The following is a 15,644-nucleotide window of genomic DNA, read 5'->3' on the forward strand; positions in this document are numbered from 1 at the left end:
GTACTTCACTCCTTTTGTCCCGCTTTTCCGCGAGGCTTTGCCTTTTTCGATGCGCACCCTATGAGGCGAAGTTCAAAGAGGGAAGCCATGACGACAAGTAGCAGTTCCGACGCCATCGACTTTACCAGCCTGGGTCTCAGCCCCGTCGCCCTCGATTTCGGCGTCTACGAGCTGCGCTGGTACAGCCTCGCCTACCTGGCAGGCATCTTCATCGGCTACTGGTGGGTGCTCCGCCTGCTGAAAGAGCCGGGCGCGCCGATGGCCAGGCGCCATGCAGACGACTTCGTCCTCTGGTCCGCGCTCGGCGTGATCCTCGGCGGTCGGCTCGGCTACGTCCTCTTCTACAATCTCGACTATTATTTGACGCAGGGCACGACGATGTTCGGCGTCGACCTGCCCGCGCCCTTCGGCATCCTCAATCTTCGCGACGGGGGCATGAGCTTCCATGGCGGCGCTTTTGGCATGCTGTTCGCGGTCTGGCTCTATGCCCGAAAGGCGGGGATCCAGTGGCTGCGCATGCTCGACTATGTCGCCTGCGCCATCCCCATCGGCCTGTTCTTCGGCCGCCTGTCCAACTTCGTGAATGCCGAGCTGTGGGGCTCGGTCACCGACGTGCCGTGGGCGGTGCGCTTTCCCGAACTGGTCGGCGGCGCATGGATCCTCGGCCCCCCGCGGCACCCGACACAGATTTACGAGGCACTGACCGAGGGCCTCGTGCTGTTCATCGTCCTCGCTTGGCTCTTCTACAAGACCAAGGCGCGCTATTGGCCCGGCTTTCTCGCGGGGACTTTCACCTTCGGTTACGGCCTGTTCCGCTTCCTGATCGAGTTCGTGCGCCTGCCCGACCGCCACCTCACCGAATTCGCCGAGGCGAGCGGCCTGTCGATGGGTCAGTGGCTGTCGCTGCCGATGATCATCGGCGGGCTTGCCGTCATGCTTACCGCGAAAAAGCGCCGCCAACGGATCGAACCGACGCTCGGGAGTGACAGCGTCGCGTGAGTCTCACCAATGAACTGAGAGCGCGGATCGAGGCCGAGGGCGGGATCGGTGTCGACGACTATATGGCGACCTGCAACGCGCATTATTACGCGACGCGCGACCCGCTGGGCGAATGCGGCGATTTCACCACCGCGCCCGAAATCTCGCAGATGTTCGGGGAGATGGTGGGCGCCGCGCTCGCCGATGTGTGGATGCGCGCGGGCAAGCCCGAACGCGCCGTCTATGCCGAGCTGGGGCCGGGAAGGGGAACGTTGGCGGCCGATGCGCTGCGCGTGCTGGGCGCGGTCGGCTTCGAAGGGACGACTCATCTCGTCGAAAACAGCCCTACGCTGCGCGCCGCGCAAAGCGTCAACCTGCCCGACGCCAAGCATCACGATCGGCTCGAAGAGCTTCCGCCGCGTCCGCTGCTGCTGGCCGCCAACGAATTCTTCGACGCGCTCCCGACCCGCCAGTTCGGGCTCGATGGCGAGCGGCAGATCAAATGGGACGGCGAAGGCTTCTTCTTCACCACCGAAGAGGTGCAGCGCGAGGAAAGCCCCAGCCGCCTGCAGGCGATGCGGCGGCTGGCGGGGCACCTCAAGCGCCGCGGAGGCTGCGCCTTCGTCATCGACTATGGCTATTGGGAAGGCAGCGGCGACACGCTGCAGGCGTTGCGCGCGCACGAAAAGGTCCACCCGCTGACCGAACCGGGCGAATGCGACCTCACGACCCATGTCGACTTCGGCGCGCTGGCCGAAGCGGCACGCGAAGAAGGCGCGGCAGTCACCAGCATGATCTCGCAGGGCAGCTGGCTCGAGACGCTCGGCATCGGCGCGCGGGCGAGCGCGCTGGCGGCTGCCAATCCCGAACGTACCGAATCGATCGCCCATGACCGCCGCCGCCTGTGCGACGAGGCGGAGATGGGGACGCTGTTCAAGGTCATGGCGGTGCATTCGCCCGACTGGCCCGCGCCCGCCGGCTTCCCGGAATGACGCTCGACATTACTCACGCCCCGACATTGTCGGTCCCGCACGGTTTCTTCGGCCGGGCAGGGGGGCAATCCGAAGGCGCGGTGGCGGGGCTCAATTGCGGGTTCGGGGCAGAAGACGACCCCAACGCCGTCCGCGCCAATCGCCGGATGGCCGCCGATGCGCTGATCGAGGGCGCGCCGCTCGCCTCGGTCCACCAAATCCACAGCGCCGAAGCCGTAATCGCGACCGAGCCTTGGCCGATCGAGGAGCGGCCCCACGCCGACGCGGTCGCCACCGCGACGCCGGGACTGCTGCTCGGCATCGTCACCGCCGATTGCGCACCGATCCTGTTCGCCGACGAAGAGGCCGGCGTGGTCGCTGCGACGCATGCCGGCTGGCGCGGTGCACTGGCGGGGGTGACCGATGCCGCCATCGGCGCGATGCTGTCTTTGGGCGCCAAGGTCGAGCGCATTCACGCGGCGGTCGGGCCGTGCCTCGCGCAGCGCAATTTCGAGGTCGGCTTCGATTTTCCCGAACCGCTGCTCGCAGAAGACCCCGACAATGAGCGTTTCTTCGTCGAAGGGCCCTCGGGACAGCCCCATTTCGACCTCGAGGCCTATGTCGCAGCACGACTAGCCGCGGCAGGGATCGGGCGCGTGTGGACCGCCGGCCTCGACACTTACGCGCATCCCGATCGTTTCTATTCCTATCGCCGCGCTACGCACGAGGGCGCGTCTACGTACGGGCGGCAGATCAGCATGATTGGCTTGGCCCGCGCGAACGGCTAGACCGCGCGCAACATTTCAGGAGAGTTATGGTGAGCAACGATACCAAGATCGGCAATCACACGATCGACCCCGCCACGCTGATGATGGGCTACGGCTTCGACCCGCATCTCTCGGAAGGCTCGTTGAAGCCGCCCATCTTCCACACCTCGACCTTCGTGTTCGAAAAGGCGGCTGACGGGAAACATTTCTTCGAAGGGATCACGGGCAAGCGTCCGGGCGGCGCGGGCGGTCTCGTCTATTCGCGCTTCAACAATCCCAACCAGGAAATCCTCGAAGATCGCCTCGCGCTGTGGGAAAACGCGGAAGACGCGTTGGTTTTCTCCAGCGGCATGACCGCCATCTCGGTGCTGTTGCTGTCGATGGCGCGCCCGGGCGACGTGATCCTGATGAGCGGCCCGCTCTACGCGGCGACCGAGAGCATCATCATGAAGATCCTGCCCCAGTTCGGCATCCACTATGTCGATTTCCCCGCGTCCGCGACGCGCGAGGAGATCGAGGCTAAGATGGACGACGCCAAGGCGCTTGCCGACGACAAGGGGGGCAAGGTCGCGCTCATCTATCTCGAAAGCCCGGGCAACCCGACCAATGCGCTGGTCGATGTCGAGGCGGTCGATGCCGCGCGCAAGGCGAAGCTGCCCGACGCGCCGATCGCGATCGACAACACCTTCCTCGGTCCTGTCTTCGCCAAGCCGCAGGACCAGGGCGCGGACCTCTCCATCTACAGCCTCACCAAATATGCCGGCGGGCATAGCGACCTCATCGCGGGCGGAATCACGGGCAAGAAGGCGCTGATCGACAAGATCATCCCGATGCGCAACACGCTGGGGGGCATCTGCGACGCCAACACCGCCTGGATGCTCCTGCGGAGCCTCGAGACGCTCGAACTGCGCATGACCCGCGCCGCCGACAATGCGCGCGCCGTGTGCGACTTCCTCAAGGATCATCCCAAAGTCGAACGACTCGGCTATCTCGGCCACCTGCCCGAGGGCAGCCGCCAGAAGGACATTTACGACCGCCACTGCAGCGGCGCGGGCTCAACCTTCTCGCTCTACGTGAAGGGCGGCGAAGCCGAAGCCTTCCGCTTCCTCGACGCGCTCAAGCTGGCGAAGCTGGCGGTGAGTCTTGGCGGCACCGAAACGCTGGCGTCTGCGCCGGCGGCAATGACGCACCTCTCGGTCCCCGAAGAGCGCCGCCAGCAGCTCGACATCCAAGACAATCTGGTGCGCGTATCGATCGGGATCGAGAAGCCGGACGACCTCATCGCCGACTTCGCGAATGCGTTAGATGCGGTCTAAGTCCCCGAGCGTAGCGAGGCCGGCGCGTTAGCGCCGCCCGAGCAGCGCGAAGAGAGGACGTGACCCCGGACGGCGGGTCGGCAAGGCCGAGCCCGTCCGACGGCGGCAGGCCGCCCTGCCGCCCTTGCTCAGCCCCAGTCCTCGATTCTCCAACCCTGCTCCTTCGCCAATTCTTCTAGTTTCCCGTGCGGGTTCACCGCGATCGGTTCGTCGGACCATTCGAAGACGGGTCGGTCGGTGACGTGGTCGGAGTAGAAGCGAACGTGGCCGCGGACGATCTCGGCCTTGGTCTCCCAGTCGAGGATCATTTCCATTTTCGCAGGGCCGTAGCAATTCTTGCCGTCGATCTTGGCGTGCACTTCCTCGTCGATGCCGAGGATCGTGTTGGTGCCGATGACATGGTCGAAGCCCATGCGCTTGCCGATTTCCTGCGCGTAGAAGCGGTAGCTTGCGGTCGCCATGACGACCATTCGTCCCTCCGCCTTGTCGCGCGCGATCGCGGCCTTGGCACCGGGTCGAATATTGTTGGCGATGGTCTTCTCGGCAAAGCTTTCGACCAGCGGTTTCAGCTCGGCCTGGCTGCGGCGGTGGCCGAGTAGTAGGCGGTGGTTGATTTCCTTGAGCGTCCCGCGGTCGATCAGCTTGAGGACGTAGGACAGCATCGAGAGGATCACGAGCGGCAGGAAGACCAGCCGCAGCGGATTGCGGCGCATCGCGCAGTGGATCAGGAACGGCGTGTAGGTAGGACGCCGCGTGACCGTCTTGTCCATGTCGTAAATCGCAAGATCGGTCATTGTTCTCCCTTCAGGATGGCGGTGACGAGGATGTGGTCGTCCTCTTTGTCCACGTCGACTGCGGCGAGCGGATTGTCCATCGCCACCGCGCGAATGTTGAGGCCCAGCTTCTTGCCGACCTTGTCGAGTGTCCCTTGCAACGAGCGCAGCCGGAGGATCGATCCCACGAGAAGCGTCGGCCCCAGCGCCGCGATCATCTTGATGCCCTTCTTGCGATCCTGTTCGACCGAGCGCCACAACTCGACCGCCTTGGCCGCTTCGGGGCTCCCCAGTGCAAACAGGTTGGCGCCCGACCAGGCGCCCCCGCGAAACTTGAGCCAGGTGCGTTTGGATTGCGGCAGGCGCTCGAGCAAATTCTTGCGCTCGACCAATCCGACCGCGACATCCGCACCCTCGGCCTTGGCCAGGAAATCGGCGACCATCGCGGGGTCGAGCAGCGCATGGTCTGCGGTCGTGACTAGCAGCGGGAATTGCGTCTCCGGGTCGGCGAGGATGCGCTGCATGGTCTCGGCGATGGTGCCGTCGGAGGCGCCCAGCTTGATGCGCGGGTCCTCGGGCAGCACTTCGGCGATGCGCGCGGGAAACTGGGTCAGCACGCGCACTTCGCCTATCCCGCTGCTCGCGAGCAGGCTGGTCGCGACCCGCGCCACCATTGGGATGCCAAGCACCGGGATGAGCGGCTTTAGATCCGTGCCGTGTTGCTGCGCGAACGGGTCGACGCCGGGGCGTGCGCCCGCCAGCAGGATCGCGGTCCATTCTTCGCTCAAATCCAGGGCTCCAATTTCTGTCCGCGCAGCGAGGCCCCCTCGGCCTGCGCTAGCCGCACGACAACGACGATGAGCGAGACAAGGGTCCACAACGCCACCGCGTCGAGCCCCGTGACAGGTATCCGGAAGAGTGTCCCCAGACCCAGCAACAGCAAACCGACGTTGCGTCCGGCCGCGATCAGCCGGAACTTCGTATCGAACGGCCGCCACATCCGCATCGCAAAGCCGTGACTGCGGCGGAAACTGACCCGCGCCACCCCGTCGGCGACATGCCCTGCCGCTGCGACGGTCGCGAGAATGCCGATATAGACCGGGTCGGCACCGTTCAGGACGAGCCCGTGTCCGAAGCCGACATACCAGAGCGGGGGGACGAAGGTGCCGGCGATGGTGCCGTGGATCGGTCGCCACGGCGCATCGGTCCCGATCGCGCGCACCAACCCACGGCCTGCAGTCGCCGCAATGAGCGACACGGCGCCGGCGATCAGGCCGGGCCACATGAGGCCGTACCAGAAGAAGGCGAACGCCAGCATCGACAGCGCGACGCCGAGCAGTGTCATCGCCGCAGCGCCAATGCCGATCCGCGCTGCCCAGCGCGCCAGATGGAAGGCGGGCACGGCGCGGATGGCGACGGTGATGGCGTCGGTCACCGGTTCGCAGCCGGCAATGAAGGCGGCGCGCGCGGCGATCGGCTGGGTCTCGGGCGTCAGCGGGAGGATGAAGCGGTGCGGCCGCTCGCTCGACGCGAATTCCTTCATGTCGGGAAGCGCATGGGTGGCGTCGTTCGCCATCGCCGTCATGACCGCCTCGCGCTGGGCAGGGCCGACGCAATGCGCGATGATCGCGTGTCCGTCATGCGTGAGAACGGTGCCCGGACGCTGCACCATCGCGGGAAGCCAGGCGGGGTCCCAGACATAGTCGAGATCGGCGATCAGCACCGAGCGCCCACCTTCCTCGCCGAGGCGGTCGGCGCTGCCCGGTTCGAGCCCGGCCGAGCCCGCCAGTCGATAAGCGCGGGTTGCGGCGGCCTGACCGAACAGGCGCGTGAAATTCTCGCCCACCGGCACGAACAGCGCCGGCCGCGGGTCCGCTTCCTTGGGTTCACGCGCCGTCGGGGGCTCGGGAGGGGTTGGCGTCGCCATGCGCCAACACCCTTGTCGCGCCTTGTCATTTCGCGCAAGGGTTGGCGCATATGGGGGACGAACCCAACAGTCAGGCCACGAGTGACGCGTCAGGCCATCGGATCGAGCTCTCGGGCCCGCTGACGATCGCGCGCGTCGGCACGACGGAACGCAGTTTCGAAGAGACCCCCGACCCCCTCATCATCGATGCCAGCGGGATCGAGCGTATCGACACGGTCGGCGCATGGCTGCTCTATCGCACGCGCAAGGAACGCGGCGCCGAGATCGTGGGTGCGAACGAGACGGTTCGCGAGCTGATCGCTGAGGTCGAAAGCCAGGATCAGGGCGTCCATGTCCGGCCCGAAAAGAAGCCCGGCCCCTATCAGACGCTGGAAGAGCTCGGCCATTGGACGACCGAGACGGGCAAGACGTTCGTCGGGCTGATCGGCTTTTTCGGATCGGTGCTGATCGCGATCGCCTCGATCCTGCGCCATCCCAAGCGTTTCCGTTTCAACGCGGTCGTCCAGCGGTTCGATCTCGTCGGGGTGCGCGCGCTGGGCATTATTGGCCTGATGAGCTTCCTGATCGGGATCGTTGTCGGGCAGCAGGGCGCGGTGCAGCTGCAGCAGTTCGGCGCAGAGGTCTTCACCATCAATCTTATCGGGCGGATCAACGTGCGCGAACTAGGCACGCTGATGACCGCGATCATGGTCGCTGGCCGCTCGGGCAGCGCGTTCGCCGCCCAGCTCGGCACGATGAAGATCACCGAGGAAATCGATGCGATGCGCACGATCGGCGTGTCGCCCGTCGAGGCGCTCGTGCTCCCGCGCCTTCTGGCGGCTGTCGTCATGATGCCGCTACTCGCTTTCTGGGCCATGCTGATGAGCCTGGTCGGTGGCGGGCTGTTCGTCTGGGTCGGGCTGGATATCCCGCCGCTGACTTACATCCAGCGATTGCAGGAAGTGACGCCGCTTACCGACGTGTGGGTCGGCCTCATCAAGGCGCCAATCTTCGGCTTCTTCATCGCACTGACCGGCTGCTACCAAGGCATGCAGGTCAAGGGGAATAGCGAGGAGGTCGGGCTGCGCACGACCACCGCCGTGGTGCAGTCGATCTTCATCGTGATTGTTCTGGATGCCGTGTTCGCGGTCTTTTTCAGCCAGATCGGGTGGAATTGATGGCGACGCTCCACGATCAGAAGGACGAGCCGATCATCGAAATCCGCGGGCTGCGCAACAGCTTCGGCGAGCAGGTCGTGCACGAGAATCTCGACCTGACCGTCTGCCGCGGGGAAATCCTTGGCGTGGTGGGCGGCTCGGGGGCGGGAAAGTCGGTGCTGCTGCGCTCGATCATCGGCTTGCAGCATCCGGACAGGGGCGAAGTCGAGGTCCTTGGCGAAAACATGATCGATCGCGAGGAAGACGAGGCGCATAACGTGCGTCGTCGCTGGGGCGTCCTATTCCAGAACGGCGCGCTGTTTTCGACCCTGACCGTGGCGGAAAACGTGCAAGTCCCGATCCGCGAATATTTCCCGCATATCAAGCCGCCGCTGCTCGACGAGATTGCGTCCTACAAGATCGCGATGTCGGGGCTCGATCCCGAAGTCGGCGCCAAATATCCGAGCGAATTGTCCGGCGGGATGCGTAAGCGCGCGAGCCTCGCCAGGGCCCTCGCGCTCGACCCCGAGCTGCTCTTCCTCGACGAGCCGACGGCGGGGCTCGACCCGATCGGCGCCGCCGCGTTCGACGAGCAGATCAAGGAGCTGCGCGACAAGCTCGGCTTTACCGTGTTTCTCATCACCCACGATCTCGATACGCTGCATGCGATTTGCGATCGGGTCGCGGTGATCGCGGACAAAAAGGTCATCGCGGTCGGAACGATTGAGGAATTGCTCGAATTGGACCATCCTTGGATCCAGGAATATTTCAACGGACCGCGCGGGCGTTCCGTCAAGAAGGGACATGATATGGCAGTCACAACGGGCGGGGGGCGCTAGATGGAGACGCGTTCAAATCATGTCCTGGTCGGCGCGGTGACGCTGGCGCTGCTCATCGGCGCGCTTTTGTTCACCGTGTGGATCGCCGGGCTCTCGGGCTCGGTGAAGGCCTGTTACGACATCTATTTCCGCGGCGGCGTCGCGGGGCTCAACCGTGGCTCCAACGTCAGCTTCGCAGGCGTTCCGGTCGGCGAGGTCGAGCGGATTTCGCTGCTGCCCGAGCGACCCGAATTCGTCTGGGTACGCATTGCCGTGGAAGAAGGGACACCCGTGCTGCAGGGCACGCAGGCGACCATCAACGGCGTCGGCTTTACCGGCGTGTCGGAAATCGTGCTCGATGGCGCGGTCAAGGGTGCAGGCCCGCTAACCGACGTCGGCCCGCAGGGCTGTCCGGTCATTCCGGCCGGCACCGGCGGCCTCAGCGCGGTGCTCGACAGCGCGCCTGAACTGATCGACCGCATCCAGCGGTTGACCGAACGGCTGACCGAATTGCTGTCGGACGAAAACCAGAACAGCATTTCGGACATCCTCGAGAATATCGAGACGACAACCGATGTGCTCGCTGCGCGAGCGCCAGACCTTGCCGATGCGATCAGCGATGCGCGGATCGCGGCGCGACAGGCGGGCGTCGCGGCAGAGAGGGTCGGCATGCTCGCCGACAGCACGCGCGGCGTGATGGACAATGACGTGGCGCCCGCAATGCAGGACCTGCGCAAGGCCGTGGCCTCGGTCGAGAGTGCGGCGACCAATCTCGATGCGGCTGTCACGGCGGCGCGTCCGGGGCTGGAAAATTTCTCGCAATCGACGCTGCCCGAAGCGGACCGCCTCGTCCGCGACCTGCGCCAGCTCTCGGACAGCATGAACGACTTCACCACCCGTCTCGACCAGGAAGGCATTGGCGGCGCCATGAAGGCGCGCGATCTTCCCGACTACAAGCCCGGAGGCAATTGATGCGGATACCGATTTCCCTTCTCGCCGCACTGTCGCTGTCGGCCTGCCTTGGCGGCGGTCGCGACCTGCCGCCGACGCTGGCCACGCTCAGTTCGACGGCGCCCGAACCGACGAGCGACGCGCGCATGGCCGTTCGCGAATCCACGGTGACGATCGCGCTTCCTACCCTGCCGCAGGCCTATGACTATGACCGCATCGCGGTGCGCGTGAGCGACACGTCGATCGCCTATGTCGAGGACCTGGTGATGGTCGACAAGCCCGACGCGCTGTTCCAGCAGCTGTTGAGCGAGACCACGCACCGGCTCACCGGGCGCGTGGTGGTCGATCCGGGCCAGGCGCTGCTGGTGCCCGGCACGCGGGTGACGGGCACGCTGTCGCGCTTCGATTACGACGCGCAGAGCGGCGAGGTCGTGGTCCGCTATGACGCGGCGATCGCGCGGGGCGACGGGAGCTCGGTCGAAAGCCGGCGTTTCGAGGCACGCACGCCCGCCAACGGCACGGCCGGGTCGGTCAGCCAGTCATTGAATGTGGCCGCTAACCAGGTCGCTAACGACGTCGCGACCTGGATAGGCAACTAGGCTTAGCCCAGCGACTTCGAGACCTGCTCGAACACGTCCTTCGATAGGCCGTCGGCGGCGGCGATACGCTCGAGGGCGCCCTTCATCAGCTCGCGGCGCTTGGGCTCGAACCGGCGCCAGCGACCTAGCGGCGGCACCATGCGCGCGGCGACTTGCGGATTGAGCTTGTCGGCGGCGATGATCATGTCGGCGAGCAGCTTGTATCCGCGCCCCGAGGCGTGGTGGAACACAAACTGGTTGCTCGCAAAACCCAGCATCAGCGCGCGCAGGCGATTGGGGTTCTTGAGATTGAAATCGGGGTGGCAGGACAGTGCCTCGACCGCTTCCAATGCGCCCTCGCGCTGCGACATAGCCTGGAGCGAAAACCACTTGTCGAGCACCAGCGTGTCGTTGCGATAGCGATCGTAGAAATGGTCGAACGCTGCTTCGCGCTCTGGCGCGTCGAGATGCGACAGCACGCCGAGCGCCGCGACGCGATCGGTCATGTTGTCGGCCTTGTCGTAATGCGACTTCGCCTTGGCTGCGCCCGTTTTCGGATCATGGGTTGCGGTCATCGCCAACGCGACGTTGCGCAGCTTGCGGCGCCCCTTCGCATCGGGGGAGAGGTCGTCTCCGGATGCCTCCAGATCGAGCAGGTCGGTGAAGAGTTCGGGCATGGCGTCGGCAATGGATTTCCGCATCGCTATGCGCGCTTCATGGACCTTGTCCGGGTCGATCTCTTCTAGCTGTTCGCCGATCATCGATTCCGACGGGACGACGATCGCCTCGGCCTTGAACGCGGGGTCGAGCGCCTCGTTTTCGAGTGTTTTGCGCACCGCTTCGACGACCGCCTCGGTGCGTAGCGGGTCACCGCCCACCGCCGCGGTAAGCGCGCGCATCATCAATTCCTGCGAGGCCTCGTAGCGTGCGAAGGGATCGTCATCGCTCGCGGCCAACAGTTGCAGCTCGCGATCTTCGCGATCGGTCTGCAGGCGGACGGGAGCGGAAAATCCGCGATTGATCGACAGCAACACGGGCTCGTCGACGCCATCGAAGGTTTCGGTCTGTTCGGCCTCGGTCAGCATGACCAGCCGCTCTTCGCCGATCCGATTGCCCGATTGTTCGGAGAGTAGAGCGACCTTCAAAGGAATCGCCATCGGCTGCTTGTCACTCTGGCCAGGCGTGTCGGGGATCGACTGGCTCAACTTGAGCGTCGCGATGCCATCGGCCTGCGCCAGGTTGGCCTTCACGATCGGGGTGCCCGCCTGCTCGTACCAGCGACGGAACTGGGAGAGATCGGTGCCGCTCGCATCTTCCATCGCTTTGACGAAGTCTTCGCAAGTCGCGGCTTCGCCGTCATGGCGCTCGAAATAGAGATCGGAGCCGGCGCGGAATTTCTCCTCTCTGAGAATGGTGCGCATCATGCGGATGAGTTCGGCGCCCTTATTGTAGACTGTTGCAGTGTAAAAGTTGGAGATCTCGATGTAGGATTCGGGCCGCACGGGATGGGCGAGGGGGCCGTTGTCCTCGGGGAACTGAACCGCGCGCAGCAGGCGGACATCCTCGATCCGCTTGACGCTTTCGCTGCCCATATCCTGGCTGAAGCACTGATCGCGGAAGACGGTGAAGCCTTCCTTCAGCGAGAGCTGGAACCAGTCTCGGCAAGTGACGCGGTTGCCCGACCAGTTGTGAAAATATTCGTGCGCGACGACGCCCGCGATATTGTCGAAATCGTTGTCGGTTGCGGTCTCCTGGTCGGCCAGGATGTAGCGCGAATTGAAGATGTTGAGACCTTTGTTCTCCATCGCGCCGAAGTTGAAATCGTCTACCGCGACGATGTTGAACAGGTCGAGATCATATTCGCGGCCGTAGACCTCCTCGTCCCACTTCATGCTATCCTTCAGAGCCTTCATGGCGTGAGCGGTGCGCGGAAGGTCTTTTTCGCGGACCCAGATGGCGAGATCGACCTTGCGCCCGCTCATGGTGGTGAAGTGATCGCGATTGGGCTTCAGGTCACCCGCTACCAAAGCGAACAGGTAGCTCGGCTTGGGGAAGGGGTCTTCCCATACGGCGTAGTGACGCCCGTCGTCTTCATCGCCGGTCTCGACCTCGTTGCCGTTGGCGAGCAGCACCGGATAGCGCGCCTTGTCGGCGTGCATCGTCACCTTGTAACGCGACAGGACGTCCGGGCGGTCGGGGTGGAAGGTGATGCGGCGAAAGCCTTCGCTCTCGCACTGGGTGCAGAGCAGGCCGCCCGACGCGTAGAGGCCCATCAACTGGCTGTTGGCGTCGGGAGCGATTTCGACTTCAGTCTCGACAATGGCGCGGTCGCCCTCGATCGGAATGACCAGGTCGTCCCCATCGAGCGTCCAACGCGCATCCTCGCCATCCACCTTCACGCTGAGCGGGCGCAGCTCGTCGCCTGCCAGCCGAAGCGGTTCGTCGTGATCGCCATTGCGAGTCACGGTCAGCGCCGATTTGACGCGTGTCTTGGCGGCGCGCAGGTCGAAATCGAGTTCGACTTCGGGGATCAGGAAGCGCGGCGGCTCGTAATCCTTGCGAAAGACCGGCGCGTGCTCGGGCGTCGGCGGCGCTTCGGGGTTCATTCGGGTGTCGGCCATACGATTACAGTCCTTTTCAGGCGGCGTCGGGGTTGGGGACCTTTGCGCGTCCTGCGCGTGCCTGCATTGCAAGCAACGTCCCGAGGAGCGCGAACAGCGCACCCCCGATCGACAATGGTGTCCATACGAAACCCTCGAACAGGGTCGAGAGTGCCATCGCGATGATCGGCACGATGGCGGAAGAATAGGCGGCCTTGCCCGGGCCGATGCGCCGGACGACCGGATAATAGAGCGAGAAGCACAGCACCGAGGCGAACAGCGCGAGATACACCATGCCGATCCAGTAGCCCGGCCGGGTCTCGATCACGGGAGCTCCAGTCATCGCGTAAGCAATGATCGCGTCGACCAGCGCGCCGAAGCCCATTGCCCAGGTCAGGATCGCGAAAAGTGAGTGCTTCTTCGCCTCCTCGCGCGCCTGGAACACGTTGCTGATCGCCGCGCCCAGCAGGCCCACCACGGTCCAGCCGATGCCGAGCCAGAGGATCGACATGTCGACCGTGGGGTTCTGGCGAAGCTCGTGGAGAAATAGGAGGGCAATACCGCCAATGGCGACGAGGCTGGCGGCGAGGAAGCGGCCGGTGGGCTTATGCCCCAACCAGGCCCAGGCAAGGAGCGCGTTGGGCACCATCAGGAGCGCAAAGACGGTCGCGACCAGTCCCGACGTGATGTAGCGCTCCGCAAGGTAGACGCCGTTGAAGTTGATGACGAACTGGCTGATCCCCACCACCGCCGCGACGGGAAGGAAGCCCGGGCCGGGTCTGAGGCTGTGGCCGTGCCATCTGGTGACCAGCGCCATGCCGACCGTCGCGATCATGAAGCGGTAGGCGACCGACCATTGGGCGGGAACTTCGTGCAACTGGTCGCGGATGACGATCCAGGTCGAACCCCAGATGGCGGTGAAGATGATGAAGGGAATGACGACCTTGGTCAGCGTCTCGCGGTCGAGCGTCATAGGCTGCGGATCGCCTCGGCAAGCTTGTCGACCGCGTCCATGTCTTGATCCCAGCTGGTCACGAGCCGGACCTCGCCGGGCGCCCAGTCGTAAAAGTCGAAGCCCGTGGCGCGGATCGCGGCTGCTTCGTCGGCCGTCATTTTGACGAACAGCTCGTTGGCCTCGACGGGATAGACGAGACGCTCTTTCCCGCAGGCCTCGGCCAGTGTCGTCGCGGCAGCGTTCGCCGCCCGTGCGTTGTCGAGCCAGACGTCATTTTCGAGCATGGCGAGGATCTGCGCGGCGGCGAAGCGACCCTTGGATGAGAGGTGCCCCGCCCGCTTCTTCATCCGCCGGATATTGTCGGCATGGATCTTGTCGAACAGGATCAGCGCTTCGGCATTCATCCCGCCATTCTTGATGAAGCCGAAGCTAAGTGCGTCGACGCCGGCTTTCCAGGTCAGTTCGGCGGGGCTGGCACCGGTCGAGACGACCGCATTGGCAAATCGCGCGCCGTCGACGTGGAAGCCGAGATCGTGCGCTTTCGCGCGCTCACCCAGCGCGGCCATTTCGGCGGGTGTATAGGCCAGTCCATATTCGGTAGCATTGGTGACCGAAAGCGCGGCGGGCTGGACCTGGTGCACGTCCTTGCGGACCAGGCCGACCGCTGCATCGATGGCGTCGGGGGCGATCTTGGCGCCGTCGCCGTCGAGCAGCATGATCTTGGCGCCGTGCGTGTAGAAGCCCGGCGCGCCTGCCTCGTCCATCTCGATATGCGAATAGCGGTGCGCGAGTATGCCGCCGGTCGGCGGGCAGAGCGCCGCGAGTGCGAGGCAATTGGCAGCCGTCCCCGTCCCGACCCAGATCGCGGTGACCTGCGTTTCGAACAGGTCCGAAAAGGCTGCGTCCATGCGCTGCGACCAGGCATCGCCGTCATAAGCCGTATCGAGCCGGTTGGCCGCGACCAGCGCGTCCATCACGGCAGGGCAGGCGGGCGCCGCATTATCGGAGAAAAATCGCATCGCGGGAGGGCATGCCGCGTCGCACGCACCCCGTCAACGCCCACAAAAAAACGGGCCGGGCTTGTGAAAAAGCACCGGCCCGAGGAATGATCGGGAACATCATGAAGAAAGCATCATGCTTTCAACCCGCTTATTATCGGAAGATGGTAAACGAACGATGAAACGCAGCCTTCGAAATCTCGTTCTGGTGGCCATTCTCCTCGCCCTCGCCTGGGTGTCGTTGCCCTCGCTGGTCCCAATCGATGTCGAGCGCGAGCGGGTGGACGAACGGTTCGGGCGATGCGGACAGGGGCGAAGCCATGCCTGCGTCGTGGACGGGGACTCGATCAGGATTGGGCAGCGACGCATTCGCATTCTCGGCATCGATGCGCCGGAACTACGCGACGCCAAGTGTCCGTCCGAGCTGGCATTGGCGGAGCAGGCGACAGCCGAGCTGCAACGAACGCTTAACGAGGGGCCGTTCGACCTGGTCCGCGACGTCCGGGAAAATAAGGATGATTATGGCCGGGACTTGCGACGGCTTGTGCGCACGTTGCCCAGCGGAGAAGAAGTGTCGATCGGCGACGAACTCGTGCGGCAGGGACTCGCTGCGCCCTACCTCGGCCGCAAGGGCGACTGGTGCTAGGCGACCTGTCGTGCCGCATGGACGATGGCGGGGTCTTCGCTTCGCATTTCTTCGCAACGCGCGGCCCAGCTGCCCATGCCGCGGCTAAGGGTCCGCAGCACGGGACAGCTGGAAAGGCGCCAGAGGAGGGCAGCGCCGCCGCTTGCGAAGACCAGGCTCGCGATCAGGAGGGTCATGTCGTCGGTCTCCTTCATCTTGGCTTCGCTTTAGCAATGCCGCATGACTGACCG

The 15,644-nt window shown here is 64.7% G+C and carries 16 protein-coding genes; 9 read left to right on the forward strand and 7 right to left on the reverse strand.

What is annotated here, in order from left to right:
* Nucleotides 1-87: 87 nt before the first annotated feature.
* The 4 genes from lgt to KTQ36_RS02760 are packed head-to-tail and all read left to right on the forward strand — an operon-like array spanning nucleotide 88 to nucleotide 4,032.
* A complete protein-coding gene (gene lgt / locus KTQ36_RS02745) occupies nucleotides 88-999 on the forward strand; it encodes a prolipoprotein diacylglyceryl transferase (protein ID WP_218632227.1) in 912 nt (303 codons plus the stop codon).
* The gene (locus tag KTQ36_RS02750) at nucleotides 996-1,970 is read left to right on the forward strand and encodes a class I SAM-dependent methyltransferase (RefSeq protein ID WP_345777654.1); all 975 of its coding nucleotides are present in this window, start codon (nucleotides 996-998) and stop codon (nucleotides 1,968-1,970) included. The genes lgt and KTQ36_RS02750 overlap by 4 nt, the downstream gene beginning before the upstream one ends.
* On the forward strand, nucleotides 1,967-2,737 hold the full coding sequence (gene pgeF / locus KTQ36_RS02755; protein WP_218632228.1) for a peptidoglycan editing factor PgeF: 771 nt from the start codon (nucleotides 1,967-1,969) through the stop codon (nucleotides 2,735-2,737). Before KTQ36_RS02750 ends, pgeF begins: the two co-directional genes overlap by 4 nt.
* Nucleotides 2,738-2,766: 29 nt before the next feature.
* Complete coding sequence (locus tag KTQ36_RS02760; RefSeq protein ID WP_345777655.1) at nucleotides 2,767-4,032, forward strand: cystathionine gamma-synthase family protein; 1,266 nt, start codon at nucleotides 2,767-2,769, stop codon at nucleotides 4,030-4,032.
* Nucleotides 4,033-4,160: 128 nt separating this feature from the next.
* On the opposite strand, the gene KTQ36_RS02765 is transcribed toward KTQ36_RS02760, so the two are convergent.
* Genes KTQ36_RS02765 through KTQ36_RS02775 form a run of 3 tightly spaced genes read right to left on the reverse strand, consistent with a single transcriptional unit; the run spans nucleotide 4,161 to nucleotide 6,732 of the window.
* Complete coding sequence (locus KTQ36_RS02765) at nucleotides 4,161-4,826, reverse strand: HAD family hydrolase (protein WP_218632230.1); 666 nt, start codon at nucleotides 4,824-4,826, stop codon at nucleotides 4,161-4,163.
* On the reverse strand, nucleotides 4,823-5,593 hold the full coding sequence (locus KTQ36_RS02770) for an NTP transferase domain-containing protein (RefSeq protein ID WP_218632231.1): 771 nt from the start codon (nucleotides 5,591-5,593) through the stop codon (nucleotides 4,823-4,825). Before KTQ36_RS02770 ends, KTQ36_RS02765 begins: the two co-directional genes overlap by 4 nt.
* Nucleotides 5,590-6,732, reverse strand: a complete 1,143-nt coding sequence (locus KTQ36_RS02775; protein ID WP_218632232.1) for a hypothetical protein — start codon at nucleotides 6,730-6,732, stop codon at nucleotides 5,590-5,592. The genes KTQ36_RS02770 and KTQ36_RS02775 overlap by 4 nt, the downstream gene beginning before the upstream one ends.
* Before the next feature lie 50 nt (nucleotides 6,733-6,782).
* On the opposite strand from KTQ36_RS02775, the gene KTQ36_RS02780 reads away from it, so the two are divergent.
* Genes KTQ36_RS02780 through KTQ36_RS02795 form a run of 4 tightly spaced genes read left to right on the forward strand, consistent with a single transcriptional unit; the run spans nucleotide 6,783 to nucleotide 10,236 of the window.
* A complete protein-coding gene (locus KTQ36_RS02780; protein ID WP_218632233.1) occupies nucleotides 6,783-7,889 on the forward strand; it encodes an ABC transporter permease in 1,107 nt (368 codons plus the stop codon).
* Entirely contained in the window at nucleotides 7,889-8,707 is an 819-nt protein-coding gene (locus tag KTQ36_RS02785; protein WP_218632234.1) for an ABC transporter ATP-binding protein, read from the forward strand. Before KTQ36_RS02780 ends, KTQ36_RS02785 begins: the two co-directional genes overlap by 1 nt.
* Nucleotides 8,708-9,658 (forward strand): MlaD family protein, encoded by a 951-nt coding sequence (locus tag KTQ36_RS02790; protein ID WP_218632235.1) that lies wholly within the window; start codon nucleotides 8,708-8,710, stop codon nucleotides 9,656-9,658.
* On the forward strand, nucleotides 9,658-10,236 hold the full coding sequence (locus KTQ36_RS02795; RefSeq protein ID WP_218632236.1) for an ABC-type transport auxiliary lipoprotein family protein: 579 nt from the start codon (nucleotides 9,658-9,660) through the stop codon (nucleotides 10,234-10,236). The genes KTQ36_RS02790 and KTQ36_RS02795 overlap by 1 nt, the downstream gene beginning before the upstream one ends.
* Nucleotides 10,237-10,238: 2 nt before the next feature.
* On the opposite strand, the gene pepN is transcribed toward KTQ36_RS02795, so the two are convergent.
* The 3 genes from pepN to KTQ36_RS02810 are packed head-to-tail and all read right to left on the reverse strand — an operon-like array spanning nucleotide 10,239 to nucleotide 14,789.
* Nucleotides 10,239-12,836 (reverse strand): aminopeptidase N, encoded by a 2,598-nt coding sequence (gene pepN, locus KTQ36_RS02800; RefSeq protein ID WP_218632237.1) that lies wholly within the window; start codon nucleotides 12,834-12,836, stop codon nucleotides 10,239-10,241.
* A 16-nt stretch (nucleotides 12,837-12,852) separates the two neighbouring features.
* Nucleotides 12,853-13,788 (reverse strand): DMT family transporter, encoded by a 936-nt coding sequence (locus KTQ36_RS02805; RefSeq protein ID WP_218632238.1) that lies wholly within the window; start codon nucleotides 13,786-13,788, stop codon nucleotides 12,853-12,855.
* The gene (locus KTQ36_RS02810; RefSeq protein WP_218632239.1) at nucleotides 13,785-14,789 is read right to left on the reverse strand and encodes a threonine aldolase family protein; all 1,005 of its coding nucleotides are present in this window, start codon (nucleotides 14,787-14,789) and stop codon (nucleotides 13,785-13,787) included. The genes KTQ36_RS02805 and KTQ36_RS02810 overlap by 4 nt, the downstream gene beginning before the upstream one ends.
* Before the next feature lie 157 nt (nucleotides 14,790-14,946).
* On the opposite strand from KTQ36_RS02810, the gene KTQ36_RS02815 reads away from it, so the two are divergent.
* Entirely contained in the window at nucleotides 14,947-15,414 is a 468-nt protein-coding gene (locus KTQ36_RS02815) for a thermonuclease family protein (RefSeq protein WP_218632240.1), read from the forward strand.
* Here the strand turns inward: KTQ36_RS02815 and KTQ36_RS02820 are convergent.
* Nucleotides 15,411-15,608, reverse strand: a complete 198-nt coding sequence (locus KTQ36_RS02820) for a hypothetical protein (protein ID WP_218632241.1) — start codon at nucleotides 15,606-15,608, stop codon at nucleotides 15,411-15,413. The two genes, KTQ36_RS02815 and KTQ36_RS02820, sit on opposite strands and share 4 nt — an antisense overlap.
* Nucleotides 15,609-15,644: the final 36 nt, after the last annotated feature.

This window comes from Sphingomicrobium clamense (assembly GCF_019264355.1).
Taxonomy (GTDB): Bacteria; Pseudomonadota; Alphaproteobacteria; order Sphingomonadales; family Sphingomonadaceae; genus Sphingomicrobium; species Sphingomicrobium clamense.

Coding starts and splice junctions, on each gene's coding strand:
- lgt (WP_218632227.1), top strand. CDS start 88: ATGACGACAAGTAGCAGTTCCGACGCCATCGACTTTACCAGCCTGGGT.
- KTQ36_RS02785 (WP_218632234.1), top strand. CDS start 7,889: ATGGCGACGCTCCACGATCAGAAGGACGAGCCGATCATCGAAATCCGC.
- KTQ36_RS02765 (WP_218632230.1), bottom strand. CDS start 4,826: ATGACCGATCTTGCGATTTACGACATGGACAAGACGGTCACGCGGCGT.
- pepN (WP_218632237.1), bottom strand. CDS start 12,836: ATGGCCGACACCCGAATGAACCCCGAAGCGCCGCCGACGCCCGAGCAC.
- KTQ36_RS02815 (WP_218632240.1), top strand. CDS start 14,947: ATGAAACGCAGCCTTCGAAATCTCGTTCTGGTGGCCATTCTCCTCGCC.
- KTQ36_RS02820 (WP_218632241.1), bottom strand. CDS start 15,608: ATGAAGGAGACCGACGACATGACCCTCCTGATCGCGAGCCTGGTCTTC.
- KTQ36_RS02780 (WP_218632233.1), top strand. CDS start 6,783: ATGGGGGACGAACCCAACAGTCAGGCCACGAGTGACGCGTCAGGCCAT.
- KTQ36_RS02810 (WP_218632239.1), bottom strand. CDS start 14,789: ATGCGATTTTTCTCCGATAATGCGGCGCCCGCCTGCCCTGCCGTGATG.
- KTQ36_RS02805 (WP_218632238.1), bottom strand. CDS start 13,788: ATGACGCTCGACCGCGAGACGCTGACCAAGGTCGTCATTCCCTTCATC.
- KTQ36_RS02795 (WP_218632236.1), top strand. CDS start 9,658: ATGCGGATACCGATTTCCCTTCTCGCCGCACTGTCGCTGTCGGCCTGC.
- KTQ36_RS02775 (WP_218632232.1), bottom strand. CDS start 6,732: ATGGCGACGCCAACCCCTCCCGAGCCCCCGACGGCGCGTGAACCCAAG.
- pgeF (WP_218632228.1), top strand. CDS start 1,967: ATGACGCTCGACATTACTCACGCCCCGACATTGTCGGTCCCGCACGGT.
- KTQ36_RS02790 (WP_218632235.1), top strand. CDS start 8,708: ATGGAGACGCGTTCAAATCATGTCCTGGTCGGCGCGGTGACGCTGGCG.